Here is a 25,828-nt window from a genome sequence, read left to right as displayed (position 1 = left end):
CGTGCTGACCGTCGCCGAGGAGGTCCGCGCCGCGCTCACCGAGCACCGGCCCGTCGTGGCGTTGGAGTCGACGATCGTCACCCACGGCCTGCCGCGCCCGCGCAACCTCGCGGTGGCCGCCGAGGCCGAGGCGCAGCTGCGGGAGGCGGGCGTCGTCCCCGCCACCGTCGGGGTGGTCGACGGCCGCGTCGTCGTGGGGCTGGGCGCCGATCAGCTCGAACGGCTGGCGACCGATCCGGGCGTCGACAAGCTGAGCGTCCGCGACCTGCCGGTGGCGCTCGCCCGCGGGGCCAGCGGCGGCACCACGGTCGCCGCGACGGCGCTGCTCGCCCACCGCGCGGGCGTCGGGGTGTTCGCCACCGGCGGGCTCGGCGGGGTGCACCGCGGCGCGTCGACGACGGTCGACGAGTCGGCCGACCTGGTCGCGCTCTCGGGCGTGCCGATCCTCGTCGTGTCGGCGGGCGTGAAGTCGATCCTCGACGTGCCCGCCACCCTCGAGCGCCTCGAGACGCTCAACGTGACAGTGCTGGGCTACCGCACCGACGCCTTCCCCGGCTTCTACGTGCGCGACGCCGGGGTGCCGGTACCCGCCCGCGTCGACGACCCCGAGGCGGCGGCCGCCGTCGTGCGGGCCCGCGACGCGCTCGGGCTGCGCGCGGCGGTGCTGCTCGCGAACCCGGTGGCCGCCGAGGCCCAGCTCGACGTCGACGAGCACCGCGCGGTGCTCGACGCCGCGCTGGCCGAGGCCGCGGACCGGGGTGTCGTCGGCCACGACACGACGCCGTTCCTGCTCGAGCGCGTGCGCGAGGCCACGGAGGGCCGGAGTCTCGAGGTCAACGTCGCGGTGTACCGCGGCAACGTGGCCCTCGCCGCCCTCGTGGCCCACGCCCTGGCGGCCCCGGCGTAGAGACCCCCGACGCGTGCCGGGGAAGGGCACCGGGTACGCAAGACGACGCGCACGTGCGCACACGACCCGGAGGGACGGAGGAGTCCGCGGTGACCGAGCAGGGCGACGAGGTCGACTGGGAGGCCGAGCGCTCGGCCTTCGTGGCCGAGGACGCCACCGAGCGCGCCCGGGGCAACGACGGCTACCCCGCCGACGGGTCGCCGAGCGGCGGCCCGCGGATCACGATGCTCGCGCGGGCGGTCGGCGAGATCTCCCGCGCGCTGCTCGAGGCGCCGGACACCGGCGGGGTCAACGAGGTGCTCGAGCGCGTGGTGGCGGTCGGCAGCCGGGTGATCCGCGGCGCCGACGTCGTCAGCGTGACCCTGCGCCGCGGGGAGGGCGAGGGCTACTCGACGCCGGTGTTCTCCGACGTGCTGGCCGTGAAGCTCGACGAGGTGCAGTACGAGCACGAGGAGGGCCCGTGCGTGCAGGCCCTCGAGGCGGGTGGCCTGGGCGTCGCGCAGAGCGACGACCTCGCCCGCGACGACTCGTGGACGCGCTTCGGCCCGGCCGCCGCGGAGCTGGGCGCCGGCAGCGTGTTCTCGGTGGGCCTCTTCCCCGTGGGCGATTCGCGCCCGCTGCGGGGCGCGCTGAACCTGTACTCGCTCACGCCCGGCGGGTTCGACGTCGTGGACCGCGAGGCCGCCGTGCTGCTGGCGGCGCACGTGTCGACCGCGCTGGCGTACATCACGGTCACCGAGGCCTCGCAGCTGCGCGAGGCCCAGTTCCAGGTGGCGCTGGACTCCCGCGACGTCATCGGCCAGGCCAAGGGCATTCTCATGGAGCGCCGGGGCCTGCCCGCGGACCAGGCGTTCGACGTGCTGCGCCGGGCCTCGCAGGACCTCAACGTCAAGCTGCGCGACGTCGCCGCGACGCTGGCCGAGCGGCGCGCGGAGATCTAGACGCCGCCGACGTGGCGTGTACGACCCCGCAGCGCAGCGCGGCCCCGGGTGCGTGAGGATCACCCCATGGCCGACGAGCGCGCCGACGGGCAGGACGGGGTCGCCCCGGTCGAGAGCGCGGAGACCGACCATGGCGGGCGGGCCGCACGGTTCCGGGCGGCGCTGACCCGCGCGGGCCGGCAGGCCCGGGACCTCGACCGCTCCGAGGGCCTGCGCACCGCCGTGCAGCGGGTGCGCCGCGTGCTGCCGGGCGACGCGCACTTCGGCGACCCGCTCTCGCTCGGCGGGGCGCGGCACGCGGAGTTCGCGGGGCGCGCGGTGGTCGGGCTCACCGGCGACCGGCCCGGCGTGACCCGCGAGGTGGGCCTGGGCGGCCTGCAGCTGTGGCAGTCGGTGCTCGAGCGCTTCGGCGGCGGGGTCGGCGAGCGCGAGGTGGTCCTGGTGTTCACCGACCTCGTCGACTTCTCGCGCTGGGCCCTGCACGCCGGCGACGACGAGGTCCAGCGCGCGATGCGGGCGGTCAGCGAGGCGTGGGAGAAGCCGGTCACCGACCGCGGCGGGACGGTGGTCAAGCGCCTGGGCGACGGGATGATGGCGGCGCTCGCCGACCCGACCGCCGCGCTCGAGGCCGTGTTCGCGGCGCGCACCCGGCTCGCCGAGGTGGAGATCGGAGACTGGACCCCGCGGATGCGCGCGGGCCTGCACCTCGGGCGCCCGCGTCGGGTCGGCGGCGACTACCTGGGCGTCGCGGTGAACACCGCGGCGCGGCTGGGGGAGCGGGCCGCGCAGGACGAGATCCTCGTCAGCGGCGAGCTCCTGGCCCGCCTCGACGAGTCCTCGCTGCGCGTGCGCCGCAAGCGCTGGCACACGAGGCTCAAGGGCACCCCCGACGACCTGCAGATCTTCTCGGTCGACCGTCCCTGAGCACGTAGGGGTCAGAAGCCGTTGGGGTCGCTGGCGAAGGTCTCGTAGTTGCCGTCGGCGTTGGTGTCGACCGCGGAGGAGTCGAAGTCGCCGTCGTTGTCGGTGTCGACGAGGATCGTCTCGCCGTAGCCGTCGGCGTTGGTGTCCACGACGCCGGTCTCGAAGCTGCCGTTGTGGTCGGTGTCGGCGACGATGGTGTCGATGTAGCCGTTGCCGTCCTCGTCGGTGGCGGTGGACTCGAGGTGGCCGTGCTCGTCGAGCTGGTAGGTGCCCACCTGGGTGCCGTCGGCCTCGTAGATGTTGCCGTCGGACGCGAAGTGGCGGTCGGTGCTCATGGCGGGTGCTCGCTCTCTGTGTGCTCGGTGCCCCGGTGGGTGGGCTCTCGGCACTGTGACGGTGCGAGCGGGCGGGGATGTTCCGGCCGTGAGTAGCGAATCTGCTGCGCGAGGGGCCGGTCACCCGCTGTGGTGATGATCGCCGCGCCGGCCGGCGAGGTCGAGGGCGCCGCGCGCCAGGCCCCACGCCGTGTCGTAGCCCCGGTGCGCGAGCGTGTTGAGCCGCTGCTGGGCGGTGTCGTCGGCCGGCCGGACGCCGGTGACCTCGGCGACGGCCTGGGCGGGTGTGGTGCTCGAGCCCCGGTCGTCGATCTTCATCTCGAGGGTGCTCGAGACCGTCATCGCGGCGGTGCCGACCAGGCCGGCGAGCAGGCCGCGGCCGACGGCGAGGCTGACGCGGTCGGCCGGGCGGGTGGGTCCGTGGGTGGGCACGGACGTTTCGCCGCGGGCGCCGGGGTGCGACTCCCCGGCGCCCGCAGCGAAGGACGCCTCGACTGCGTGGGACGCAGTGAGGGACGCCTTCGCCCGGGCAGCGGCGCCGGAGTGGACGCTCCGGCGCGGGAGGGGCACGTTACGCAGCTCACGAGCCCGTTGATCATGCACAACGTGCCCCTCGGCGCCCGGCGGCCACCGCGGCGAAGGACGCCTCGACTGCGTGCCACGCAGCCAGGGCCGCCTTCGCTCGAGGCTGTCTACCGGCGGCGGGCCTTCGGGCCCAGGGCGAGACCCGCGGCCAGCAGGCCGATGGTCAGCACCAGGTGCAGCCAGTTGTCGGCGGTGTTGACGGGCACGAAGTTCGCCTCGCCGTCGGCGGGGACGAGCAGCCCGTAGACGGTCAGTACGGCGTAGATCACGCCGCTGCCGATGAGGTAGTTCCGGGCGCCCGACGGCGTCCGGGCCATCGCGATGCCGGCCACGCCGAACAGCAGGTGCACGATGTTGTGCAGCACCGAGACGTGGAAGATGCCCAGCAGCATCGCCATGGAGCCCGGGCCCGCGAACGAGAGCCCGTCGACGCCCTGCGTGATGCCCGGGACGAAGCCCAGGACACCCACCAGCAGGAACACCACACCGAAGATCAGCGCCACCGTCTGGACGGGTGTGCGCCGGGTCGTGCCGGGTGTGCGGGTGGCCATCGCCACCACCTCCCCCAAGAGGTTCGATCGGTCGAGAGGCGTCGGCTACCCGATGTGCCGCGCCGTACGCGCACCACGATCAGGCGTCGAGGAGCTCGTCGACCAGACGGCGGATCGCCGGTGACGGGGGCAGCCCGAGCTCGCTGTGCAGCAGGCGGCGGAACGCCTCGTACTGCCGCAGCGCCTCGCCGGCGTTGCCCTCGGCGAGGTGCACCTCGATCACCTGGCGGTGCGCGGTCTCGCGCAGTGGATCGCTCTGCACCGCGATGAGGCCGAGCCGGAGCGCGTCGGCGAAGCGGGCCTGCGCGCGCCGCCGCGCGCACAGGTCCTCCAGCGCGTGCAGGCGCAGCTGCCGGTAGCGCTCGCGCTCGGCGGCCACCCAGTCGTCGTCCCAGCCGGGCAGCAGGTCGCCGGCGAGCAGGTGCGACTCGCGCTCGTCGGTGCCGTCGCCCTCGACCCGCCACAGGTCGACCGCGACGTGGGCCGCGAGCCCGACGTGCCCGTCGGCGGCCTCGATCAGCGACTCGCCCTGCGACCGCGGCAGGCGCCAGAGCGTCGAGCGCAGGTTGGACGACGCGCGGTCCTCCGACGAGTCGCCCCACAGCACCCCGTAGAGCTGGTCGCGCCGGACGGGCACGCGGTGCAGCGCGAGGTACGCGAGCAGCCGTTCCCCGCGCGGCGGGAGGATCAGGGGCCGTCCCGCGGCCCGGCAGGAGAAGCGGCCCAACACGTTCAGCTCGGTCGGTTCCACCGATCGCCTCCGTCTCCGTTCCCACGGCGGACGGCTCTCGGTGTTGAACCCTCGTTCATTGTTCTACCCGACCCGGGCGGCCCCGCAACCGTGGCGGTGACGGGCCGGTGACGGGGACGGGCACGGGGACCGTCACGGTCGGCGCCACGGGCGCCACACGGCCGCCCGGCACCGTCGCCCCCGTCGCCGACGGTCGCGTCGGCGTGCCCCGACCGACCAGGAGAGACCGTGTTCTTCCACTACAAGGGACTGCAGTTCGAGTCCACGCCCGAGCGCCCCGACCCGGTGTTCGCGATGAAGCTCCAGGAACTGCTCGGCGGCCACTGGGGCGAGCTCACGGTGGCCATGCAGTACCTGATGCAGGGCTGGAACTGCCGCATCCCCGGCAAGTACCGGGACCTGCTGCTCGACACCGGCACCGAGGAGCTCGCCCACGTCGAGATGATCTCGACGATGATCGCGAAGCTGCTCGAGGGCGCCCCGGCCGAGCAGACCGCGCGGGCCTGCGAGGACAACCCGATGCTCGCCGCGATCGTCGGCGGCCAGAACCCGCAGCACTCGATCGTCTCGGGCGGCGGCCCCGTGCTCGCCGACTCCGCGGGCACGCCGTGGAGCGGGAAGTGGATCGTCGCCAGCGGCAACCTGCTCGCCGACTTCCGCGTGAACGCGGCCGCCGAGGGCCAGAGCAAGATCCAGGCTGCGCGCGTCTACAACATGACCGACGACCCCGGCGTCAAGCAGATGCTGAAGTTCAACCTGGCCCGCGACTCGATGCACCAGAACCAGTGGCTCGCCGCCATCGAGGAGCTCAAGGACGAGGGCCTCGAGTACGACCCGGTGCCCGCCGGCATCATCGACGAGGAGTTCGACGAGTACTCCGGGCAGCTGTGGAGCTGCTCGCAGGGCGACGACTCGGCGCAGGGCCGCTGGGCCAAGGGCCCCCGCCCCGACGGCCGCGGCGAGTTCAGCTACGTCGCCGACCCGCAGCCGCTGGCCGGTGAGCCGACGCCGCCGTCGGCCGACCCGTACCTCTACGCGACGGTCCCGGGCGGCCCGAACGGCCAGCGCCCCGACGGCAGCCGCGGCGCCGCCGGCGTCTGACCGGACCTCCGGTCGGCCGGTCCTCTCGTCCCCGCGTCCCCCGTGCGGCACCTCCCGGGCCCGCACGGGGGCGCGGGGCGACCCCTCCAGGAGGCTCCCCGTGCTCCAGGCCAGTCCCGCCCCCGCGCCCGGCGGGCCACCGCGGCCCTCGACGCGGCGCGGACCGCGCCTGCTGCGGCTCGCCGGCCCCGGCGCGATCGTCGCCGTGGCCTACGTCGACCCCGGCAACGTCGCCACCAACGTCGAGGCCGGTGCCCGGTTCGGGCCCGCGCTGCTGTGGGTCGTCGGGCTCGCGGCGCTCGCCGGGATGCTCGTGCAGCACCTGGCGGCCAAGCTCGGGGCGGCGACCGGACGGAGCCTGCCCGAGCTCTGCCGCGAGCGGTACCCGCAACCCGTCGTGCGCCTGCTGTGGGCGCAGGCGGAGGTCGTCGCCATGGCCACCGACCTCGCCGAGATCGTGGGCGGCGCGATCGCGCTGCACCTGCTCCTCGGTGTCCCGTTGCTCGCCGGAGCGCTGGTCACCGCCGCCGTCGGCGTCCTCGTCCTCGGCCTGCGGCCCGACGGGCGCCGGCACCTCGCCACGGCGTTCGCGATCATGCTCCTCGCCCTGGTGGCGGCCTTCGCGGTGCAGGCCGCGCAGGTCGGCGTGACGGCCGCGGACGTCGCCACCGGGCTCGTGCCCGGGCTCGCCGCCGACGGCGCGGGCGGCGTCGACCCCCGGGCCGTGCTGCTGGCCACCGGCATCGTCGGCGCCACCGTGATGCCCCACGTGGTCTACCTGCACTCCGCGCTCACCCGGGACGCGGCCGTGCGCCCCCGCCGGCACCGCCGCGACGTCGTCGTGTCCCTGTCGGTGGCCGCGGTCGTCAACATGGCGGTGCTGCTCGTGGCGGCCGCGGCGCTGCACGTGCCCGGCACCGAGCCCCTCGCCGACACCATCGAGGGCGCGTACGCGGTGCTCGGCCGGCACGGCGGCGCCGCCACCCTGTTCGCCGGCGCGCTGCTCGTGGCCGCGCTCGCGTCGGCGTGCACCGGCGTCCACGCCGGCGACGCGATCATGACCGGCTTCCTGCGCCGGCGGATCCCGATCGTCCTGCGCCGCGCGGTCACCGTCGTCCCGGCGCTGGTCGTGCTCACCTTCCCCGTCGACCCGACCCGCGCCCTGGTGATCAGCCAGGTGGTGCTGGCGGTCGGGCTGCCGTTCGCGCTCGTGCCCCTGCTGCACCTCACGGCGGACCACACCCTGATGGGCCGGCACGTCAACCGCCGGAGCACGACCGTCGCCGGCGGCGTCGTGGCCGCGACCGTCAGCGCGCTCGCGGTCTCCCTCCTCGTGGCGTGACGCGGCGCGTGCCGGGTCGTCGATCGGGTACACCGCCCGCGGTTGAGCCTCCCAGCCGCCGGATCGCACCAGCGAAGAACGGGAGTCGCCCGTGACCACCACCCCGCAGCAGACCGCCTCGTCGACCGCAGGGTCGACCGACCTCATCGACGTCCTCGCCGCCGAGCACCGCGAGGTCGAGGCCCTCTTCGCCGAGCTCGAGGCCCGCTTCGGCTCCTCGTCGTCGGAGGTCGACGACCTCGCCTCGCGCGTCGTGACCCGGCTGGTCCAGCACAGCGTCGCCGAGGAGGTGCACCTCTACCCGCTGGTGCGCGAGGTCCTCGACGACGGCGACGCCCTCGCCGACCGCGAGATCGCCGAGCACGACGAGGCCGAGCGCACCATGAAGCGCCTGGAGTCCCTGCCCGCGAAGAGCGGTGACTTCTGGATGACCTACCGGATCCTCACCAACCTCATCAGCCAGCACGTGGGGGAGGAGGAGCTCTACCTGTTCCCCCGCCTCGCCGCCGCGGTGTCGAAGGAGGACCGCGAGCAGATCGGCGACCGGATCCTCTCGACGGAGAAGACTGCGCCGACCCGCCCGCACCCCGCCTCGCCGTCCGAGGGCGGCGCGCTGGCGGCCCTCGCCCCCGGCGCCGGGCTCGTCGACCGCGTCCGCGACGCCCTCACCGGCCGGAGCCACTGAGCCGCACGGTCCGCCACGGCGTCACCCCCGCAGGGTGGCGCTGGGGGACCGGCCGTAGTGCTCGCGGTAGAGCACCGAGAAGCGGCCGGGGTGGGCGAAGCCCCACCGCGCGGCGATGGCCTCGACGCGGTCGCCGCGCGTGGGGTCACCCTGCTGCAGGTCCCGGTGGGCGCGCTCGAGCCGGACGCGGCGCAGGTACTCCACGGGCGTCGTGTCCCGGTGGCGCCGGAAGGCGAGCTGGAGCGACCGCGGCCCGATGCGGGCGGCGGTGGCGATGTCGGTGAGCCCGATGTCCTCGTGCGCGTGGGCGTCCACGTACTCCACCGCCCGGCGCACCGTCGCGGGCTCGGCGCGGCCCGTGCCCGGTGCGACCGGGTCCTCGAGCGCGTCGCGGACGGTGTTGGGGAACGTCGCCAGCAGCGCCGAGGCGAGCTGGCGCTGCGCGCCGGCCCGCACCAGCGGGGCGGCCATGAGGTCGTCGGAGCTGAGCACGGTCTCGCGGACGTGGGTGCACAGGCGCGCCCAGTAGGTGGCCAGCGTCGGCGAGCGCGGGCACATCCCGTCGAAGGCGACCGCGTCGGGGTCGAGGCCCGACAGGTCGGCGCCGACCCGGGCGACCTCGACGGGGTCGAGCACCACGGTCTGCACGGTGACGTCGGACCAACCGGTGTCGTACGCCGACCAGGTCGGCGTGAGCTTGAGCGTCCCGGCGGTCTGCTCGCGCCCGTCGTCGACGTGGTGCGGCCCGCCCGCGAGCGTCTGCACGACCACGAGCTCCGGCGTGGGCTCGGCCGGCATCCGCAGCACGCCGGTGCGGCGCAACCGGCCGATGGCGAACGGGCCGGCGGACGCGACGTCGGTCCAGAACTCGAACCCGTCGCGGGACAGGCGCGGCGGGCGGAAGTCGGTGTAGGTCGCGCGCAGGTACTCCGTGGCCTCGTCCGGGTCAGTGCTCGCCCAGCGGTACCGCGTCACCGGCTGCGGTCGGGCCACGACGGCCTCCATGACTCTCCTCCTGGTTGTGCGCGATCGAGTATGACGCGACCGGACCTCGGCGCGCCCGCCGCGCCCGAGGACGGGCGTAGAATCCTGGCCATCTGACCTAATTGTTCCGGGAGGACGACCGTGGCCTACCTGTTCCTCGCGCTCGCGATCGTCTCGGAGGTCGTCGGGACGGTCTCGCTCAAGCTGTCCGAGGGCTTCACCCGGCTCGGGCCGTCGGTGGCGGTGGTCGTGGGCTACCTGCTGGCGTTCGGGCTGCTGTCCCAGGCGCTGACCCGCGGCCTCGGGGTCAGCGTCGCCTACGGCGTCTGGGCCGCGGCGGGCGTCGCGCTCGTGGCGATCGCGGGCGCGGTGCTGCTCGGCGAGTCGCTGACCTGGGTGCAGATCGGGGGCATCGCGCTGGTGATCGGCGGGGTGCTGGCGCTCGAGCTCGGGGCGCGGCCGGCGTGAGCGGGCCCGCCGCCGCGGAGATCACCGACGGGCGCCGGCGCAAGGGCGAGGAGCGTCGCCGGCTGCTCCGCGAGGCGACGATGCGGGTCGTCGGGCGCGGCGGGGTCGCGGCGGTGACGCAGCGGGCGGTGGCCGCGGAGGCCGGGATGACGCCGAGCCTCGTCAGCTATCACTTCCCCACGGTGGACGCGCTGCTCTCGGCGACGCTGGCCGCGGTCAACGACTCCTACGTCGCCGCGCTCGGGCGCTGCGCGCAGGCGGACGACCCGGTCCGCGCCCTCGCCGAGCTGGTCGCCCTGCAGGCCGCCGACCGCACCGACGCGCTCGCGGCGGAGTACGAGCTGTTCCTGCAGGCCGGGCGGCGTCCGGCGCTGCGCGACGAGTGGGTCCGCTGGACCAGCGCCCTCGACGCCCTGCTCGCCCCCCTCGTGCCCGACCGCACCGCCCGGGCCGCAGCCGCCGTCGGCGTCGACGGGCTGTTCCTGCGCTGCTGGTGCGACCCCGCGCCCTGGAGCGCCGCCGCGTGCGAGGACGTGCTGCGCGCGCTGCTGCCCGGCGCATCCGGTGCTGGTGCCGCCGCCGGACCCGGCGCTACGGTCGGTCCCCCGACGGCCCGTGGAGGTGGACGGCGATGAAGAAGCTCGCGGAGCTCCTGGTCTGCTTCCTGCACCCGATCGCCGTGGTGCTCGTGTGGCTCAACCTCGTCGTGCGCCCCGGGCTCAGCGGCACCGCGAAGATCGTGTGGGCCGTCCTCGCGCTCGTCCCGGTCGTGCCGTTCGTCTACGTGCTCACCGGCGGCGAGCTGTGGGAGAGCGCGCCGAAGCCTCCGGGCCTGCCCCGCCGCTGACCGTCCGGCGCGTGTTCCCTCGTCCGGTCTGTCCGCCGGACACACGATCGGTACCGTCGACGGACCGCCCCGGCCGCCCGTCCGCCGACACCGGGTCCCTCGACCAGCCCGTGAGGAGCCGCCGTGCTCGACACCGCCCGCGTCTCCCCGGGGTTCCCGCCGCCCGGCGACCCCCTGTGGGGGACGATCGTGGCGGGGGGCGCGGGCAGCGTCGAGCTCAAGGTCCTGCTCGTGCCCGGGGTGGGGCGCCTCACCGGGCACCACGCGGGCCGGGTCCGCCAGCGCCGGCTCTACCTGCTCGACACCGCCGACCTCCTGCTCGCCCGCGCCGGGGTGCACGTCCGCCTGCGCGACCGGGGCCGCGACCGCTGGGACCTCACCGTCCGCGTCCGCGTCGAGGGCACGGCGGCCGACGCGCCGGGCCCCGCCGACGCCCGGATCGAGGTGGACGTCCTGCCCGGTCACGCGTTCCACAGCGCCGAGCTGCGCGAGACCCTCGCCCCCGAGCGCGCGGCCGCGTGCCGTGACGGGCAGCTCGACGTGCACGCGCTGATGACCGCCCCGCAGGCCGCGCTGCTCGCGGGCGCCGTGCCCAGCCTGCGCGCGGGCCAGGACCTCGTGGTCCACGGCCCCCTCACCGTCGAGCGCACCGTGGTGCCGCGCCCGCGCTGCGGGCTGGCCCACGCGCGCCACGAGCGCTGCCGCTTCCCCGGGGGCCGCGTGCTCGAGGAGTTCTCGGCGCGCTGCACGCCCGCCGAGGCGCCGTCGGTCGCCCGCGCCGTCAGCGGCTTCCTCGCCCGGCACGGCGCCGCCCAGTCCGCCTGCCAGCGCACCAAGACCGCGGCCTGGCTCGACGAGCTGCTGCGCGCCCGCCCCTGACGGATCGTCAGCGCACCGGGCGCCACCGGCGGATCGCCTCGTAGGCCAGCGCGCCGCCCGCGACCGCGGGCAGGTCGACGACCCCGAGGACGAGCAGCGCCGCCCCGCCGAGGTAGGCGGGCAGGCGGTTCGGCAGCACGGTGCGCACCACGCGCCCCACGTCCGACACCGCGGACACCGCGTCGTCGGCGAGGCTGCGGGGCGGCCCGGCGGCGGGACGCGCCGGGGCGGGTGCCGCCGGCCGCGCAGGCGGGGCGGTGGGGGGCACCACGGACGCGTGCGCCGAGACCGGCGCCGTCCCGACGACCGTCTCCGCCGGCGCGTCCGGGGCCGTCAGCGCGGTGGCCACCGCGTCGTGCCCGCCGTCCTGGCCCGCGTCGTGACCGTTCTTGTTCTTCTTGTCCTTGGCCATCGTGCGACGCTACGCCGTCCCGGCCCGCGGTGGATCCCTCTCAGGCGCCCGCGGCCTCGGCCCACCGGTCGGGCGCGGCGACGGGGAACCCGTGCATCGCGACCACGAGCGCCGGGCGCAGCGCGGCGAGCCGGCGCCGCGAGGCGTCAGCCGCCGAGGGGTCGTGGTGCAGGCCCCGGGGCAGCGGCATCCAGCGGGGCGCGGCCGGGTCGGTGGACACGTTGACCGGCCCGTCGCCGACGACGAGCACCCCGTCGTCGGCCCGCCACAGCGCGAGCGTGCCGGGGCTGTGCCCGGGCACGGCGAGGACCTCGAAGCCCGCGACCCGGGCGCCCTCGACGAGGCGCCGGTCGACCGGGCGGCGCTCCCGGGCCAGCGACCCGAGCACGAGCCGCCCGAGCGCCCCGGCGTGCGTGTCGATCCGCCCGCCCTCGAACCGCGGCGCGTCGGCGGCGCCCATGGCCAGCGGCGCGCCCGTCTGGCGGCACAGCCACGCGCTCGCGCCGACGTGGTCGCCGTGCGCGTGGGTCACGGCGTGCTCGGCGACGTGGCGCCCGCGCAGCAGCCCGGCGAGCCGGCGGCCCGACCACGGGAACCCGGCGTCGACCACCACGTCCCCGTCCGGGCCCTCCAGCAGCACGGTGTGCAGGAGACCGGCCGGGGCGAGGGCGCCCAGGTGGACGCCGTCGGCGATCTCCCGGAAGCGCGGCGCCATGCGGGCGAGCGTGTCAGGTCCCGAGCACCGCCGTCACGAACCCGTCGCGCTGCGCGGTCCCGGTGACCCGCACCGGGACGGGGTGCGCGAAGCCGGGTCCGTCGGTGACGAGCGTGTGGAACTCGCCGTTCTCGCCGCACGGGTCGACGCCGGCGGGCAGCGCAGCGATCAGCGCCGCGTCCCACGCCCGGCCGACGATCGCCGCGGGCACCCGTGCCGGGTCGGCGCACACGACCACCGCGCGGACCCCGCGGTCGAGCATCCCGGCGGCGAGCTCCGCGGTCGGGCGTCCCCAGAGCGGGAACGACGCGGTGAGGCCGGTGCCCTCGAGGGCCCGCTCGCGGTAGGCCCGGACGTCGGCGAGGAAGAGGTCGCCGTACACGACCTCCGTCGCGCCGCGGCGCCGCAGCGCGGCCCACGCCGCACCCGTGCGCTGCTCGTAGACGTCGTTCGGGCACGGCCACGGCAGCTCGACGGTCTCCAGCGGCAGCCCGAGCGCCGCGGCCTGCGCCTCGACGCACGCCCGCGGCACCCAGCTCGCGGACACCTCGCCGGCGACGACCGTCGTCTGCAGGCCCACGACCGTGGTGCCCGGCGTGTCCCGTGCCTCGGCCAGCGCCAGCGCGCCGTCCTTGCCGCCCGACCAGCTCATCCAGGCCTGCACGGTCGCGGCGCTAGTCGCGGTCGGCCCCGTCGTCGGCGCGGCGGGAGCCGGCGAACAGCGCCCCGCCGAGCGGGATGAGCAGGAAGAACACCCACGCGTGCGGGATCGGCACCGTGAAGAACAGGATGAGGGCGATGATCGGCAGGGCGCCGCTGATCACCGGCCCGTACCGCGCGAGGGCCCCCGGCGCCGGACGCTGCGCCGGCGGCGCCGGACCGGTCACGGGCGCGGGCACCGCGGCGGCGCCGACATGGGGCCGGGGCTCCGGGAGGTCGGCGAACAGCGGCTCCAGCTCGGCGGCCGTGCGCGCCTCGGTGACGTGGGCGCTGCGCTCGCCGTACTCCTCGGGATCGAGGCGCCCCGCCTCGAGGTGCGCGTCGAGGGCCGCCATGGCCGCCTCGCGCTCCGCGGTGCCGATGCGCGGCGAAGGGGGCGCCGGCTGCGGCGCGGGCTCGCTCATGGCGTCAGCATCGCACCCGGGGGGGCCTCCGTGACCTGCCCGAAGGAGCCGTGCCGCCCCGCGCCGGACGCGAACCGCGTCGCCCCGGCGACCGTCTCGGCGCGCAGCGACGCCTGCCCGTGCGCGAGCTCCCGGCGCATCGCCTCCTCCTCGTCGAGGCCCTCCTGCTCGAGCAGCGAGGCGCGGTCGTGGCGCAGGCAGATCTGCGGGAACGCGGCGAGCTGCCCCGCGAGCTCGAGGCTCGCCTCGAGCGCCGTGCCCGCCGGCACGACGCGGTTCGCGAGGCCCATCCGCAGCGCCTCGTCGGCGGCGACGGGACGGCCGGTGAGGACGAGGTCCATCGCGTGGCTGCGCCCGATCAGCCGGGGCAGGCGCACCGTGCCGCCGTCGATCAGCGGCACGCCCCACCGCCGGCAGAACACCCCGAACACCGCGGTCTCGTCGGCCACCCGCAGGTCGGCCCACAATGCGAGCTCGAGGCCGCCCGCCACCGCGTGGCCGTGGACCGCGGCGATCACCGGCTTGCCCAGCCGCAGCCGCGTCGGCCCCATCGGCCCGTCCCCGTCGGGCTCGACGCGGTTGCCCTCGCCGGTGCTCACGGCCGCGAGGTCGGCGCCCGCGCAGAACGAGGGGCCCTCGCCGCGCAGGATCGCCACCGCCGCGTCGTCGTCGGCGTCGAACGCCCGGAAGGCGTCGGCGAGGCGCTCGGCGGTGGCGCGGTCGACGGCGTTGCGCTTCGCGGGCCGGTCGATACTGACGATCGTCACCGGGCCGCGGTGCTCGACCCGGACCGTGTCGGCGGCCATCAGGCCTCGGCGGCGGCGGTGAGCGCGCCGAGGATCTCGGTCCACCCGCGGACGAAGGCGCCGCCGGCGTAGCCGCCGGGGCGGGCGCAGTCCTCGCCGAGCTGCTCGGGGGAGAGGGCCTCCCAACCCCGGTGCTCGACCGCGACGCGGGTCAGTGCCGGGCCCAGCGCAAAGAACGTCAGCTCCACCTCGGTCGGCGCCGGCGTCATGTTCCACGTCATCACGAGCCGTGCCGGCGGGTCCCACGCGAGCAGGCGGCCCCAGTCGCACTCGGTGCCGTCGTCCCAGCGCTCGTAGACGCGGCCGTCGACGCAGCGCTGCACGCACACCTCGCGGACCCGGTCCTTGCCGGCCGAGTACGGCTGCAGCGGCCACCACTGGCCGATCGTCGCCACGAACACGTCGAAGGTGTGCGCGCGGTCGCTGCGCACCAGCGTCGACTGCCGGATGGGCGGGCGGCGCAGGGTCGTGACGGTGGCGGGCTCAGCCGGCCGCGTGGTGCGCGTCATCGTCGATCCCTCGGTGGTCGGTCCCGTGGCTGGCCTCCACGAGGCGTCGGGCGGTGTCCAGCGACGAGGACCACATGTCCTCGAGGAACTCCCGCAGGCCGTCGAGGCCCTCGGGGCGGGCGCGGTAGAGCCGGCGGGTGCCGTCGCGTCGCTCGGTGAGCAGGCCCGCGTCCTTGAGCACGGTCAGGTGCTGGCTGACCGCCGGGCGCGTGACGTCGAACGCCGACGCGATCTCGCCCGCGGACAGCTCGTCGTGGGCGACCAGGCGCAGGATCGAGCGGCGGCGGGGCTCCACCAGCGCGCGCAGGGCGACGCCCGCCGGATCGTCGTCCTCGGCCACGTCGCACCTCCTCCGTCAGCAAGGACGAACGTTAGCGCAAACGCAAGCCGCTGGCGAGCCCCCTCACCGGATGAGGCGCTGGACCTCGCGGAACGCCGTGTTGTCGCTGTCGTGCAGCCACTCGAAGAGCACCATCTCCGTGGTGACCACGTCGACGCCGTGGGCGCGCATCCGGTCCAGGGCGCGCTCGTGGTTGCTCGGGTGGCGGCTGCCGACGGCGTCGGCCACCACCGCGACGTCGCGTCCGCGGGCGCGGAGCCCGAGGACGGTCTGCAGGACGCAGACGTGCGCCTCGCACCCGGCGACCACGACGGTGCCGGGCCCGGGGTCGACGTCGGCGGCGAACGACGTCTTGGCCACGGCGGGCGCGGGCAGCAGCTCCGCGACGGCGCCGACCGTGCGGCCGAGGCCGTCCGGGTTCTGCTCGGTGGCGCACACGGCCACGCCGAGCCGGGTCGCCGCCCGCACGAGGCGCCCCGCGTTCTCGAGCACCGCCGGCCCCTCGGCGATCGCGGGCATGAGCCGTTCCTGCAGGTCGACGACGAGCAGGACCGAGGACTCGGCGGAGAGCAGCGGCACGGACCGACCGTAGGTGCCCGCAGGCGGTCGGCGCGAGGTTGACGGGGGGTCGCCCGGCCCCGTAGGGCGGGCGGGTGACCACCGCTCCCGCCCTGCCCGGACGCACCGACCGCGTCGCGGACCACACGCAGCGCTTCGCCGCCTTCCTCGACGACGTCGTCGCGCCGCTCGAGACCGACCTCGCCGCGCGGGACGTCGGCACCCCGGCGAACCCGCGGCTCGACGAGGCCGGCCGGATGCACCCCGCGGTGTGGGAGGCCCGGCGCGAGGTGCAGCGGCGCTCGGCGGCGGCGGGGCTCTACAACCCGCACGTCGCCGCCGGGGTCGGGGGCGGCGGGTTCACGCGCGCCGAGATGCAGCACGTCGAGGAGTTCGTCTACCGGCGCGCGGGTCTCGGGCTGGGGCTCGCGGCGCTGGCGTGGACCGAGGGCGCCAACCCCGCCATCGAGCACTGCTCCGACGCGGCCCGCGCGCGCTGGCTCGAGCCGCTGATGGCCGGCGAGATCACCGCGGCCTTCGCCAACACCGAGACGGCGGTGGGCACCGACGTCCTGGCCATGGAGACGCGGGCCCGGCGCGACGGGAGCGACTGGATCCTCGACGGGAGCAAGGCCTGGATCACCAACGCGCACTTCGCCGACGTCGTCCAGGTCGTCGCCGTCACCGAGCCCGGCGCCGGCACGCGCTCTCTGTCGATGTTCCTCGTGGACGCGTCCGCGCCGGGCTTCTCCCGGGGCCGCGACATCCCGACGATGCTCGACGACGGGCTCACCGGCGAGCTGCACCTCGACGGCGTCCGGGTGCCGGCCGAGGACGTCGTCGGGGAGGTCGGCGACGGCTTCGCCCTGGCCATGGCGTGGATCAACTGGCGGCGGCTGTGCCGGGGCGGCATGTGCGCCGGCTGGGGGGAGTGGCTGCTCGACCGCGCCCTGGACCGGGCGCAGCAGCGCACCTCGGGCGGGTCGCCGATCGCCGAGCTGCAGTCGGTGCAGCACATGCTCGCCGACATGGACGCCGACGTGTACACGGCGCGGGCGGCGTCGCTGCAGGCGCAGGCCGAGATCGACGCGCTGCCCGGCGGGGCGTTCGGCGTCCCGCTGCACCCCGACGCGCCGCGTCTCACGAGCCTGGTGAAGGTGATCAACGACGAGGCCTTCTTCCGCGTCGCCGACCGCGCGGTCCAGGTGCACGGCGGCACGGGGCTGCGGATCGGCTCGCCGGAGGAGAAGCTGTTCCGCCTCGCCCGCAACCTCAAGATCCCGGCGGGCACCGTCGAGATCCAGCGCAACGCGATCGCGCGCGGGCTGCTGCGCCGGGGCCCACGATGAAGGGCGGGGGCCCGGTGAGCCTCGCCGCGGTGACCGGGCGCTTCCAGCCCGTCCACGCCCAGCACCTGGAGCTCTTCGCGCTCGCCCTCGCCGAGCACGACCACCTCGTCGTCGCCGTCACCAACCCCGACACCGGCGCCCGGCACACGGCGACGACCTCGGCCCACCGCCACACCGACGAGGCCAACCCGTTCACCTTCTACGAACGCGCGCGGCTGCTCGCCGCGGCCCTGGCCGGCGCGGGGCTCGTCGACCGCACCACGGTCGTCCCGTTCGACCTCACCCGCCCGCACCTGTGGCCGGAGTACGTGCCCCTCGCCGCCGTGCAGTACGTGCGCGCGTTCTCGCCGTGGGAGAAGGACAAGGCCGGGCGGCTCGCGGACGGCGGCTACGGCGTGGTGCTCGTCGAGGGCGACCCCGCGACGAAGCTGGACGCCGCCACCATCCGCGCGGGCTTCGCCGACGCCACGTGGGCCGGGCTCGTCCCGCAGGCGACGGTGCCGGTGCTCGCCGACCTCCTCGCCGCGCGGTGAGACCGCCCGGCCACGGCGAGACGCAGCCCCGGCTCGACGACGACCGTCTGCCGGTGGTGCTCGTCGTCCTCGACGGCCTGGGCGACCGGCCGATCCCCGAGCTCGGCGACCGGACGCCGTCCGAGGCGGCGCACACCCCGGTGCTCGACGCCCTCGCCGCCCGCGGGGCCTCCGGCTGGCACCTGCCGTTCGGCTGGGGTCGTGCGCCCTCCTCGGAGCTCGCGCACTGGGCGCTGTTCGGCTACGCCGACGTGGCCTTCCCCGGCCGGGCGGTGCTCGAGGCGCTCGGTGCGGGCGTCGACGTGCCGCCCGGCGTCGCGGTCACCCACGCGGCGCTGCGCACGTCGTCGGTCGACCCCGACGGGCGGGTGTGGATCACGGGCCGGACGGCGCGGGAGGACGCCGACGAGGCCGCGGTCCTGCTCGCGGCGGTGGGCGGCCTCGCCACCGCGCACGGTCACCGGCTCGTGCCGCTCGGCGGGCGCGGCGAGGCGGTGCTGCTCCTGCCGGGCTGCGCGTCCGGCGCGGTCACCGACTCCGACCCCTTCTTCGAGGACCGCCACCCCTGGCTGCGGGTGCTCCCGTGCGCGGAGGCGCCGCAGGCCGCCCCGACGGCCGAGGCGCTGACGGCCCTGCTGCGCGAGGCCCGTGCGGCGCTGGTGGCGCACCCCGTGAACGCCGACCGCCGCCGCCGGGGCCGCCCGGCGCTCGACGTGCTGACCACGAAGTGGTCGGGCGCGCTCAGGGCCGTGCCACCGTTCGCCGAGCACGTCGGGACCACGGGCGCCGCCGTCACGAGCACGCGGCTCTACCGGGGGCTCGCGGCCCTGCTCGGGATGCCGGCGCAGCACCTCGCGCCCGACCCCGACCACGGCGCCGACCTGACGGCGCGCCTGGACGCGGCGCGCGGCCTGCTGGACGGGGGCGCCGCGTTCGTGCACGTGCACACCAAGGCCACCGACGACGCCGGCCACACCAAGGATCCGCGGGCGAAGCTCGCGGTGCTCGAGGCCCTCGACCCGGGGCTCGCCGGGCTCCTCGACCTTGCGGAGCACGCGGTCGTCGCCGTGACCGGCGACCACGCCACGCCCTCGACCGGCGGCGTGCTGCACACCGGTGACCCGACCCCGCTCGTGGTCGCCGGGCCGACCGTGCGCCGCGACGGCGTCACGGCCTTCGGCGAGGCGCCCGCCCACGCCGGCTGGTACGGCGCGGTGACCGCGCGCGACGTCCTCCCGCTGCTGCTCGGGCACGCGCACCGGGCGGCGTTCCTGGGCCACCGCCCGACCCCGCGGCGCACGGCGGCCCTGCCGGACGCGCCGGAGCCGATGATCGAGCGATGATGGGGGTCCACCGGTCGGGAGGAGCGGACATGTCGCTGGGCAGCCTCGACGTCGAGGAGCAGGCCATCGTGGACACCGTCCGCGACTTCGTCGACCACGAGGTCCGGCCCGTCGCCCGGGAGCTCGAGCACGCGGACACCTATCCCGAGAAGCTCATCGAGCAGATGAAGGAGCTCGGGGTCTTCGGCCTGGCGATCCCCGAGCCCTACGGCGACGTGCAGGTCAGCACGCCCTGCTACGCGATGGTCACCGAGGAGCTCGCGCGCGGGTGGATGAGCCTCGCGGGATCGATGGGCGGGCACACGGTGGTGGCCAAGCTCCTGCTCACCTACGGCACCGAGGCCCAGCAGCAGCGCTACCTGCCGCGCATGGCGACGGGCGAGCTGCGCGCGACCATGGCCCTCACCGAGCCGGGCGGGGGCTCGGACCTGCAGGCGATGCGCACGGTCGCGAAGCCCGACGGTGACGGCTACGTGGTCAACGGCAGCAAGACCTGGATCACCAACGCCCGCCGCAGCGACCTCATCGCCCTGCTGTGCAAGACCGACCCGCAGGCCGAGCCCGCGCACGCCGGCATCAGCGTGCTGCTGGTCGAGAAGGTCCCCGGCGTCACGGTCTCCCGCGACCTGCCCAAGCTCGGCTACAAGGGCGTCGAGAGCTGCGAGCTGTCGTTCGACGACGCCCGGGTCGGCGCCGACGCGGTGCTCGGCGGGGTCGAGGGCCAGGGCTTCGCGCAGATGATGCGGGGCCTCGAGATCGGGCGCATCCAGGTCGCCGCGCGGGCCACCGGCGTCGCGCGCGCGGCCTTCGACGACTCCCTGCGCTACGCCCAGGAGCGCGAGAGCTTCGGGCAGCCGATCTGGAAGCACCAGTCGGTGGGCAACCTGCTCGCCGACATGGGCACCAAGATCACCGCTGCGCGCAGCCTGCTGCTGCACGCCGCCCGCGCCTACGACTCCGGCGACCGGTCGGACATGGAGGCGGGGATGGCCAAGCTCTTCTGCTCGGAGACCGCGATGGAGGTGGCCCTCAACGCCATCCGCGTCCACGGCGGCTACGGCTACTCCACCGAGTTCGACGTCGAGCGCTACTTCCGCGACGCGCCCCTGATGATCGTCGGCGAGGGCACGAACGAGATCCAGAGCAACGTCATCGTGCGCCAACTGGTGCAGCGCGGCGGGCTGTAGAGCCGAGCCGCCTGGCGGGTATCCGCACCCATGGCCAAGGGCGCGAAGGACTACGAGAAGGACTACACCCACCCGGAGCTGCGCGAACGGCTCAAGGAGGAGATCAAGCAGTCCGACAAGGGCGGGGCGCCGGGCAAGTGGTCGGCGCGCAAGAGCCAGCTGCTCACCCAGGAGTACGAGCGCCACGGCGGCGGCTACGAGCACCCCGACCAGCCCACCGAGGGCCAGCGCAGCCTGAAGCAGTGGACCGACGAGGACTGGCAGACCGCCGACGGCTCCACCGAGGCCCGCGGCGACGGCGAGACCGACCGCTACCTGCCGAAGAAGGCCTGGGAGGAGATGTCGGACGAGGAGAAGGAGGAGACCCGGAAGCGCAAGCGGGAGGCCTCGAAGAAGGGACAGGGCGACGTCCCGAACACCGGCGAGGCGAAGTCCGCCCGCAAGGTCGCGCAGCTCGACGAGATGAAGGCCGACGAGGCGAAGAAGGCCACCCGCGACATGGACCCGGGCACCGCGCAGCAGGCCCTGGAGCACGAGCGGGCGCACCGCGACCGGAAGACCGTCGAGCAGCCGCTGGAGAAGGCCGCGCAGCAGGACTGACCGACCCGGCCGCGCGGCCGCGCAGCCGGCCTCGCGGTCGCCGGCCTCCGCGTCCAGCCGGTCAGGGGCGCGGGACGTCGCGGGGCGTGGGGAGCGTCGGCCCGGGGACGCCCCGGGCCGTGGCAGTGTCGGCTCCGCCGCGCACCTCGGCCGCGGTCTCCTCGACCAGCGCCCCGGTCTCGGCGACGGTGTCGGTGGGGAAGGGGACGGGCAGCGTCCGGAGCTGCTGCACGCCGAGGGCGCCCGCGGCGGCCGCCCCGCCGCCGTAGAGGGCCGTGGCCACGAGCGCGGCCCCGGACGGCGGGAGCCACCGCTCGAGGAGACGGAGGCTCGCGCGGTAGGCCGAGGCGGAGGCGGCCAGTCCGAGCACCCCCGCGCCGCCGAGGAGCCCGAGGGCGGGCGCGGTCGCCTTGAGCTTGTCCCAGGTCTCCTGCTGGGCGGCGGCGATCTCGCCGCGGACGAGGATCCGCGTCTGCTCCGAGAGGTCGGTCAACGCGCCCGCGATGCCGGCCTGGGGACTCTGCTGCTGCTGTTCGGTCATGGCCCCGCAGGTACCCGTCGGGCGGGGCCCGATGAACGCGCGGCTCAGTGGGCGGGCGCCAGGTGGTCGGCGAGGACGTCGTGCAGCGGGGTCGTCGGCCGGCCGATCACGGCCGACAGGGCCGGGTCCGCGGGCGCGAAGGCACCCTGCCGGGCGGCCGCGAACATGCCCACCAGCATGTCGGCGCCCGCCGCCGGCACGCCGTGGGTGACCAGACCCGCGCGGTACGCGTCGTCGCACACGACGACCCGGCGCACCTCGCGACCCGCGAGCTCCGCGACCAGCGCGGCGACGTCGACCAGCGTCAACGCCTCGGGGCCGGTCAAGGGCGGCGTGGCGGTGTCGGCCGGGGCGTCGGTGGCCAGGGCGTCGGCGGTCAGCGCGACGGCCGCGGCCTCGGCGAGGTCGGCGTGCGCGGTCCACGCCACCGGGCCGTCCCCGGGGGCGCGGAGCTCGCCGGTCGCGAGCGCGCCGGTCACCAGGCGCGGCACGGTCGCGGCGTAGAAGCCGTGGCGCAGGGCGGTGGTGGCCGGGGCCCCGCACCCGCGCAGGATCTCCTCGGTGGCCGCGTGCGTGATCATCGGCGGGAAGGGCGACGACGGGTCGGCGCCCATGTGGCTCGTGTAGAGCACGTGCTGAGCGCCGGCGGCCACGGCGGCCTCGATGCCCGCGCGGTTGAGCCGCACCGCCTCGTCGCCGACCGTGTTGGCCGAGACCACGAGCACCCGCGAGGCGCCCTCGAAGGCCCGCGCGAGGCTGTCCGGGTCGGCGTAGTCGGCGCGCCGCACCCGCACGCCCCGCTGCTCGAGGTCGGCGACCCGCGCGGGGTCGCGCACGCTCACGGCGATCCGTTCGGCCGGCTCGCGCTCGAGCAGCCGCTCCACCACGAGGCGCCCGAGCGCACCGCTGGCTCCGCTGACGACGATCATGTGTTCCTCCTGCTGTCGGTGCTGACGGCTCGACGTTAGCACCGTTATTAGCGGTGGAAGAAACGAAGCGCTAACGTCGGCACCATGAGCGAGGGCGGTGTCCGGGAGCGCATCGTCACCGCGGCGCTCGGGCTCCTCGTCGAGGGCGGGCCGGACGCGGTGTCCACCCGCGCGGTCAGCGCCGCGGCGGGGGTGCAGGCGCCGACGATCTACCGGCTGTTCGGCGACAAGCAGGGCCTGCTCGACGTGGTGGCCAGCGAGGGCTTCCGCCGCTACCTCGCCGACAAGGCGAGCCGGGAGCCCACCGACGACCCGGTGCAGGACCTGCGCGACGGCTGGGACGCGCACATCGAGATGGGCCTCGCGCAGCCGGCGCTCTACCGGCTCATGTACGAGCGCGCGGTCGACGGCGGCTCCACGTCGCCGGCCGCCGCGGCCGCCGTCGACGTCCTGGCAGGGCACGTCGCCCGTGTCGCGCGGGCGGGCCGGCTCCGCGTGCCGGTCGAGCGGGCCGTCGGGCTGGTGCACGCCGCTGGGCGGGGCACGGTCCTGACGCTCGTCGACGCCCCGGCGGACCGCCGCGAGCCGCTGCTCTCGGCCACGGCCCGCGACGCGGTGATCGCCGCGATCACCACCGACGCGCCCCCGGCCGAGCGGCCCGGACCCGTGCCCGCCGCGCTCGCCCTGGCCGAGGCGGTGCCCGATCTCGAGGTCCTCAGCGACGCCGAGCGGCTCCTGCTGGGGGAGTGGCTCGCGCGCATCGCCTCCGGCGACTAGCGCGCGTCGTGGAAGATCACGCCCAGGACGTGGCGCTCGCCGGTGTGCACCGCCGACACCCCGTGGCGCATCTGCACGCGGTGGTGGCCGCGTGACCCCTGCTTGGGGCGGTGACGCACCGGGAACACGACGGCCTGCCCGAGCCCCGGGCGCGCGACCATCGCGCGGGACTGCTGGCGGGGGCGCTGCTCGACGAACACGCTCTCGCCGCCGGTGAAGTCGACGTCGGGCGTGTTGAGCATGATCAGCACCTGCAGGGGGAAGGTCAGGTCGCCGTAGACGTCCTGGTGCAGGCAGTTGTAGCCCGCCGGGCCGTAGCGCAGCAGCAGCGGGGTCGGCCGGTGCTGGCCGGCGGCGGCGCACGCCGCGACGAGCCCGGCGTGGTCGTCGGGGAAGGGGTCCTCGCCGAGGAGCCCCGCCCACCGGTTCGCGATCGCGGCCAGCGGCGGGTAGAGCCGGGTGCGCAGCTCCCGGACCAGCGCCGGCAGCGGGTCGGCGAAGTACCGGTAGCGGCCCGCACCGAACGAGAGCCGGGCCATGTCCACCGTCGAGCGGAACGCGGCGTCGTCGTCGAAGAGGTCGATGACCTCCCGGCACCGGTCGGGCGTGAGCAGCGGCTCGGTCACCGCGAAGCCCTCGCGGTCCAGCCGGTCCGCCAGGGCGTCCCAGGGCAGGTGGTCGAGGGACGTCAGCGTCTCCATGTCCGGGAGAACACCGCGCGGCGCCCCGGCGTGGCGGTCAGTGCCGGGCCGGCGTCTCGTCGAGGAGGTCGTCGAGCCCGGTCAGCGCGAGGACCCGGCGCGCGACGCTCGCGGGACCCGCCCGCAGCCGCAGGCCCGGCAGCTCGTGGCGCAGCTCGTGCACGGCCTGGACCGCCGAGCTGGAGAACACCGTGACGCCGTCGAGGTCGAGGCCGAGCTCGCGGGCGCCGCCGCGGCCCGCCTCGAGGACGCGGTGCCGGAACCGGTCCACGGTCTGCGCGTCGACCGGCCCGCGCAGCGTGAGCACGTGGGGCTCGGCCAGCTCGCTGGTCAGCTCCTCGACGACGCCGCGCACCGACGTCACCGCGGCCTCGTCGCCGTAGGTGCCGACGGTCGCCTCCCGGTGCACCGGCGCCACGAGGGTCACGACGGTGCCGTCGGGGCCGGTGCTGACGTCGACGTGCTCGACCATGCCGCGCATCATCATCAGCCCGCGCCCCCGCCCGCCCGCGTCGTCGGCGGCCGGCAGCCAGCGTCCGGAGTCGGCCACGGTGACGTGCACCCGCCCGCCCGCGTCGAGCACCGCGCCGAGGCGCACGCCGACGCCGTCCGGGGGCGGCTCGGGATAGGCGTGCTCGACGGCGTTGGTGGCGGCCTCGCCGACGGCGTGCACCAGCGCCATCGCGTCGTCCTCGCCCACGCCCGCGTCGTCGAGCCACGCCGCGAACCCGCGTCGCAGGCGGCCGAGGCGCCGGGCGTCGGGCGGGATCTCGAGCGTCAGCGGCGGCAGCGGGTCGGCGGTGCGCTGCACCGCGAGCAGGGTGACGTCGTCGGCGTGGCCGCCGCCGGTCCACCCCATCCGCTCGACGGTCAGCGCGGCGATGCGGTCGACCTGCGCCGACGGCACCGTGGTGCCCTCCTCGACGGGCTCGTGGCCGGCGGCGACGGCGGTGCGCGCCAGCGCCTCGAGGCCCTCGTCGAGGGTGCTGCCGGGCCGCTCCACGAGGCCGTCGGTGTAGAGCACCAGCACGTCGCCAGGCGCCAGCACGTCGCGGGCCGGCACGGGGGCGCCCACCCCGGTCCCCAGCGGCGCGCCCGCGGTCACCGCGATCCAGCGGGCGGTGCCCTGCGCGGTGACCACCAGCGGCGGCGGGTGGGCGGCGGCCGCGAGCTCGAGGTCGCCGGTGGCGGGGTCGAGCACGGCGAGGCAGACCGTGGTCGCGCGGGTGGCGCGCTCGCGGGCGGCGAAGCGGTCGAGGTCGGCGAGCGTGCCGAGCACGCCCCGGTCGGCCTCCAGCGCGTTGGCGGCGACGGCGCGCAGCCGGCCCATCGCCGCCGACGCCGCGGCGCCGTGGCCCACGACGTCGCCCACCACCAGCGCCACCCGCCCGTCGGGCAGCGGCACGGCGTCGAACCAGTCGCCGCCGGCGGCGAGCTCGCGCTCGGCCACCACGTAGCGGGCGGCCAGGCGCGCCTGCGGCAGCACCGGGACCCCCGCGGGCAGCAGCGAGCGCTGCAGGGTGAGCACGACGTCCTGCGCGGCCTGCCGCCGCTCCTCCGACTCGGCCGCCGAGAGCTCGGCCCGGCGGCGGCGCAGCACCTCGTCGGTCACGCGCGCGATGTGCACGGTCATGCCGCGCACCGAGCCGTCGGGGTGGTGGGTGGGGACGAACGTGTAGGAGTACCAGTCCTCCTCGAGGCGGCCGTCGCCGTCGCGGTCGACGAGGATGCGGCGCTCGTCGCCGATCACCGGCTCGCCGCGGGACCACACCTCGTCGAGGGTCTCGAACACCTGCTGGCCGTCGAGCTCGGGCGCCACCTCCCGGATGGGGCGCCCGACGATGCCGGGGCGGAAGCCCATGCTCGCCCGGGCGGCCCGGTTGGCGGCCACCACCCGGTGCTCCGGGCCCTCGAAGGCCCAGAGGACGGCGGGGATGTCCTCGAACGCGGCGACGACGTCATCGGTGGCGCCCGCCGGGTGCTCGACGGGATCCTCGGGCGGCATGGGGCCATCGTCTCCCGCGGCGGGACGCGTCACACGTCCGGGACCGCTCCACCCCACCGCGTCGGGTAGTACTCCAGTCGAGACGAGAGCGGGGAGGGT

33 protein-coding genes are annotated in these 25,828 nt (G+C 76.1%); 16 read left to right on the top strand and 17 right to left on the bottom strand.

The features are described from left to right. The first annotated feature begins 4 nt into the window (after positions 1 to 4). The 3 genes from ACQPX6_RS23315 to ACQPX6_RS23305 all read left to right on the top strand — a co-directional run bounded on the left by ACQPX6_RS23315 (position 5) and on the right by ACQPX6_RS23305 (position 2,772). The gene (locus ACQPX6_RS23315; protein ID WP_433788334.1) at positions 5 to 907 is read left to right on the top strand and encodes a pseudouridine-5'-phosphate glycosidase; all 903 of its coding nucleotides are present in this window, start codon (positions 5 to 7) and stop codon (positions 905 to 907) included. A gap of 89 nt (positions 908 to 996) precedes the next feature. Next, complete coding sequence (locus ACQPX6_RS23310; protein ID WP_433782826.1) at positions 997 to 1,848, top strand: GAF and ANTAR domain-containing protein; 852 nt, start codon at positions 997 to 999, stop codon at positions 1,846 to 1,848. Between the two features lie 66 nt (positions 1,849 to 1,914). After that, complete coding sequence (locus ACQPX6_RS23305; RefSeq protein ID WP_433782824.1) at positions 1,915 to 2,772, top strand: adenylate/guanylate cyclase domain-containing protein; 858 nt, start codon at positions 1,915 to 1,917, stop codon at positions 2,770 to 2,772. 11 nt (positions 2,773 to 2,783) lie between these two features. On the opposite strand, the gene ACQPX6_RS23300 is transcribed toward ACQPX6_RS23305, so the two are convergent. The 4 genes from ACQPX6_RS23300 to ACQPX6_RS23285 form a co-directional block, all read right to left on the bottom strand. Beyond that, the gene (locus tag ACQPX6_RS23300; RefSeq protein ID WP_433782823.1) at positions 2,784 to 3,107 is read right to left on the bottom strand and encodes a hypothetical protein; all 324 of its coding nucleotides are present in this window, start codon (positions 3,105 to 3,107) and stop codon (positions 2,784 to 2,786) included. 120 nt (positions 3,108 to 3,227) lie between these two features. After that, the gene (locus ACQPX6_RS23295) at positions 3,228 to 3,539 is read right to left on the bottom strand and encodes a hypothetical protein (protein WP_433782821.1); all 312 of its coding nucleotides are present in this window, start codon (positions 3,537 to 3,539) and stop codon (positions 3,228 to 3,230) included. 260 nt (positions 3,540 to 3,799) lie between these two features. Continuing rightward, complete coding sequence (locus ACQPX6_RS23290) at positions 3,800 to 4,243, bottom strand: DUF4383 domain-containing protein (RefSeq protein ID WP_433782819.1); 444 nt, start codon at positions 4,241 to 4,243, stop codon at positions 3,800 to 3,802. A gap of 79 nt (positions 4,244 to 4,322) precedes the next feature. Next, a complete protein-coding gene (locus ACQPX6_RS23285; RefSeq protein ID WP_433782817.1) occupies positions 4,323 to 4,994 on the bottom strand; it encodes an AfsR/SARP family transcriptional regulator in 672 nt (223 codons plus the stop codon). Between the two features lie 228 nt (positions 4,995 to 5,222). On the opposite strand from ACQPX6_RS23285, the gene ACQPX6_RS23280 reads away from it, so the two are divergent. The 3 genes from ACQPX6_RS23280 (at position 5,223) to ACQPX6_RS23270 (ending at position 8,122) form a co-directional block, all read left to right on the top strand. Further along, positions 5,223 to 6,095 (top strand): manganese catalase family protein, encoded by an 873-nt coding sequence (locus ACQPX6_RS23280; protein WP_433782815.1) that lies wholly within the window; start codon positions 5,223 to 5,225, stop codon positions 6,093 to 6,095. A 100-nt stretch (positions 6,096 to 6,195) separates the two neighbouring features. Further along, a complete protein-coding gene (locus ACQPX6_RS23275) occupies positions 6,196 to 7,437 on the top strand; it encodes an Nramp family divalent metal transporter (RefSeq protein WP_433782813.1) in 1,242 nt (413 codons plus the stop codon). A gap of 91 nt (positions 7,438 to 7,528) precedes the next feature. Further along, positions 7,529 to 8,122 carry a hemerythrin domain-containing protein gene (locus tag ACQPX6_RS23270; protein WP_433782811.1) on the top strand — a complete coding sequence of 198 codons (594 nt, stop codon included), beginning with the start codon at positions 7,529 to 7,531 and terminating at the stop codon, positions 8,120 to 8,122. A gap of 21 nt (positions 8,123 to 8,143) precedes the next feature. Here ACQPX6_RS23270 and ACQPX6_RS23265 read toward each other — a convergent pair whose 3' ends face one another. After that, positions 8,144 to 9,127, bottom strand: coding sequence for a helix-turn-helix transcriptional regulator (locus ACQPX6_RS23265; protein ID WP_433782809.1), 984 nt, complete (start codon positions 9,125 to 9,127; stop codon positions 8,144 to 8,146). Between the two features lie 120 nt (positions 9,128 to 9,247). Here ACQPX6_RS23265 and ACQPX6_RS23260 point away from each other — a divergent pair, with 120 nt between their 5' ends. The 4 genes from ACQPX6_RS23260 (at position 9,248) to ACQPX6_RS23245 (ending at position 11,300) form a co-directional block, all read left to right on the top strand. Then, complete coding sequence (locus ACQPX6_RS23260; protein ID WP_433782808.1) at positions 9,248 to 9,574, top strand: DMT family transporter; 327 nt, start codon at positions 9,248 to 9,250, stop codon at positions 9,572 to 9,574. Next, the gene (locus ACQPX6_RS23255) at positions 9,571 to 10,209 is read left to right on the top strand and encodes a TetR/AcrR family transcriptional regulator (protein WP_433782806.1); all 639 of its coding nucleotides are present in this window, start codon (positions 9,571 to 9,573) and stop codon (positions 10,207 to 10,209) included. Before ACQPX6_RS23260 ends, ACQPX6_RS23255 begins: the two co-directional genes overlap by 4 nt. Beyond that, positions 10,206 to 10,421: a hypothetical protein gene (locus ACQPX6_RS23250; protein WP_433782804.1), complete on the top strand. Its 216-nt coding sequence runs from the start codon at positions 10,206 to 10,208 to the stop codon at positions 10,419 to 10,421. Before ACQPX6_RS23255 ends, ACQPX6_RS23250 begins: the two co-directional genes overlap by 4 nt. A gap of 123 nt (positions 10,422 to 10,544) precedes the next feature. Continuing rightward, on the top strand, positions 10,545 to 11,300 hold the full coding sequence (locus tag ACQPX6_RS23245) for a hypothetical protein (protein WP_433782802.1): 756 nt from the start codon (positions 10,545 to 10,547) through the stop codon (positions 11,298 to 11,300). Positions 11,301 to 11,307: 7 nt separating this feature from the next. On the opposite strand, the gene ACQPX6_RS23240 is transcribed toward ACQPX6_RS23245, so the two are convergent. From ACQPX6_RS23240 to ACQPX6_RS23205, 8 genes are all read right to left on the bottom strand, one after another. Further along, positions 11,308 to 11,712 carry a hypothetical protein gene (locus ACQPX6_RS23240; protein ID WP_433782800.1) on the bottom strand — a complete coding sequence of 135 codons (405 nt, stop codon included), beginning with the start codon at positions 11,710 to 11,712 and terminating at the stop codon, positions 11,308 to 11,310. A gap of 40 nt (positions 11,713 to 11,752) precedes the next feature. Next, positions 11,753 to 12,427 carry an MBL fold metallo-hydrolase gene (locus tag ACQPX6_RS23235; protein ID WP_433782799.1) on the bottom strand — a complete coding sequence of 225 codons (675 nt, stop codon included), beginning with the start codon at positions 12,425 to 12,427 and terminating at the stop codon, positions 11,753 to 11,755. 13 nt (positions 12,428 to 12,440) lie between these two features. Continuing rightward, positions 12,441 to 13,079: an ATP-binding protein gene (locus tag ACQPX6_RS23230; protein ID WP_433782797.1), complete on the bottom strand. Its 639-nt coding sequence runs from the start codon at positions 13,077 to 13,079 to the stop codon at positions 12,441 to 12,443. Between the two features lie 22 nt (positions 13,080 to 13,101). Then, positions 13,102 to 13,551, bottom strand: coding sequence for a DUF1707 SHOCT-like domain-containing protein (locus tag ACQPX6_RS23225; RefSeq protein ID WP_433782795.1), 450 nt, complete (start codon positions 13,549 to 13,551; stop codon positions 13,102 to 13,104). After that, the gene (locus ACQPX6_RS23220) at positions 13,548 to 14,357 is read right to left on the bottom strand and encodes a crotonase/enoyl-CoA hydratase family protein (protein WP_433782793.1); all 810 of its coding nucleotides are present in this window, start codon (positions 14,355 to 14,357) and stop codon (positions 13,548 to 13,550) included. The genes ACQPX6_RS23225 and ACQPX6_RS23220 overlap by 4 nt, the downstream gene beginning before the upstream one ends. Continuing rightward, positions 14,357 to 14,866, bottom strand: a complete 510-nt coding sequence (locus ACQPX6_RS23215) for an SRPBCC domain-containing protein (protein ID WP_433782791.1) — start codon at positions 14,864 to 14,866, stop codon at positions 14,357 to 14,359. The genes ACQPX6_RS23220 and ACQPX6_RS23215 overlap by 1 nt, the downstream gene beginning before the upstream one ends. After that, complete coding sequence (locus tag ACQPX6_RS23210; RefSeq protein WP_433782790.1) at positions 14,841 to 15,206, bottom strand: ArsR/SmtB family transcription factor; 366 nt, start codon at positions 15,204 to 15,206, stop codon at positions 14,841 to 14,843. The genes ACQPX6_RS23215 and ACQPX6_RS23210 overlap by 26 nt, the downstream gene beginning before the upstream one ends. A gap of 63 nt (positions 15,207 to 15,269) precedes the next feature. Next, positions 15,270 to 15,785, bottom strand: coding sequence for an isochorismatase family protein (locus ACQPX6_RS23205; RefSeq protein WP_433782789.1), 516 nt, complete (start codon positions 15,783 to 15,785; stop codon positions 15,270 to 15,272). A gap of 74 nt (positions 15,786 to 15,859) precedes the next feature. On the opposite strand from ACQPX6_RS23205, the gene ACQPX6_RS23200 reads away from it, so the two are divergent. The 5 genes from ACQPX6_RS23200 to ACQPX6_RS23180 are packed head-to-tail and all read left to right on the top strand — an operon-like array spanning position 15,860 to position 20,776. Then, positions 15,860 to 17,113, top strand: a complete 1,254-nt coding sequence (locus tag ACQPX6_RS23200; protein WP_433782787.1) for an acyl-CoA dehydrogenase family protein — start codon at positions 15,860 to 15,862, stop codon at positions 17,111 to 17,113. Next, on the top strand, positions 17,110 to 17,646 hold the full coding sequence (locus ACQPX6_RS23195; RefSeq protein ID WP_433782785.1) for an adenylyltransferase/cytidyltransferase family protein: 537 nt from the start codon (positions 17,110 to 17,112) through the stop codon (positions 17,644 to 17,646). Before ACQPX6_RS23200 ends, ACQPX6_RS23195 begins: the two co-directional genes overlap by 4 nt. Beyond that, on the top strand, positions 17,643 to 18,989 hold the full coding sequence (locus ACQPX6_RS23190) for an alkaline phosphatase family protein (RefSeq protein WP_433782784.1): 1,347 nt from the start codon (positions 17,643 to 17,645) through the stop codon (positions 18,987 to 18,989). The genes ACQPX6_RS23195 and ACQPX6_RS23190 overlap by 4 nt, the downstream gene beginning before the upstream one ends. A 29-nt stretch (positions 18,990 to 19,018) precedes the next feature. Then, on the top strand, positions 19,019 to 20,176 hold the full coding sequence (locus ACQPX6_RS23185; protein ID WP_433782783.1) for an acyl-CoA dehydrogenase family protein: 1,158 nt from the start codon (positions 19,019 to 19,021) through the stop codon (positions 20,174 to 20,176). Between the two features lie 30 nt (positions 20,177 to 20,206). Then, positions 20,207 to 20,776, top strand: a complete 570-nt coding sequence (locus tag ACQPX6_RS23180) for a hypothetical protein (protein WP_433782782.1) — start codon at positions 20,207 to 20,209, stop codon at positions 20,774 to 20,776. 61 nt (positions 20,777 to 20,837) lie between these two features. Here the strand turns inward: ACQPX6_RS23180 and ACQPX6_RS23175 are convergent, their stop codons facing one another. Beyond that, on the bottom strand, positions 20,838 to 21,317 hold the full coding sequence (locus ACQPX6_RS23175) for a phage holin family protein (protein WP_433782781.1): 480 nt from the start codon (positions 21,315 to 21,317) through the stop codon (positions 20,838 to 20,840). Positions 21,318 to 21,361: 44 nt separating this feature from the next. Then, positions 21,362 to 22,246: an NAD(P)H-binding protein gene (locus tag ACQPX6_RS23170; protein ID WP_433782780.1), complete on the bottom strand. Its 885-nt coding sequence runs from the start codon at positions 22,244 to 22,246 to the stop codon at positions 21,362 to 21,364. A gap of 84 nt (positions 22,247 to 22,330) precedes the next feature. Between ACQPX6_RS23170 and ACQPX6_RS23165 the strand changes: the two genes are divergently transcribed. Beyond that, positions 22,331 to 23,023, top strand: coding sequence for a TetR/AcrR family transcriptional regulator (locus tag ACQPX6_RS23165; protein ID WP_433782779.1), 693 nt, complete (start codon positions 22,331 to 22,333; stop codon positions 23,021 to 23,023). Here the strand turns inward: ACQPX6_RS23165 and ACQPX6_RS23160 are convergent. Together ACQPX6_RS23160 and ACQPX6_RS23155 are read right to left on the bottom strand one after the other, a co-directional pair. Then, complete coding sequence (locus tag ACQPX6_RS23160) at positions 23,020 to 23,724, bottom strand: 2OG-Fe(II) oxygenase (protein WP_433782777.1); 705 nt, start codon at positions 23,722 to 23,724, stop codon at positions 23,020 to 23,022. The two genes, ACQPX6_RS23165 and ACQPX6_RS23160, sit on opposite strands and share 4 nt — an antisense overlap. A gap of 37 nt (positions 23,725 to 23,761) precedes the next feature. Then, positions 23,762 to 25,729 carry a SpoIIE family protein phosphatase gene (locus ACQPX6_RS23155; RefSeq protein ID WP_433782775.1) on the bottom strand — a complete coding sequence of 656 codons (1,968 nt, stop codon included), beginning with the start codon at positions 25,727 to 25,729 and terminating at the stop codon, positions 23,762 to 23,764. Between the last annotated feature and the right edge of the window lie 99 nt (positions 25,730 to 25,828).

The organism is Actinomycetospora sp. CA-101289 (genome assembly GCF_050955895.1).
Classification (GTDB): domain Bacteria; phylum Actinomycetota; class Actinomycetes; order Mycobacteriales; family Pseudonocardiaceae; genus Actinomycetospora.
Note: the sequence above shows the minus strand (reverse complement) of the source record. Positions and strands in the feature narration are given on the sequence as shown.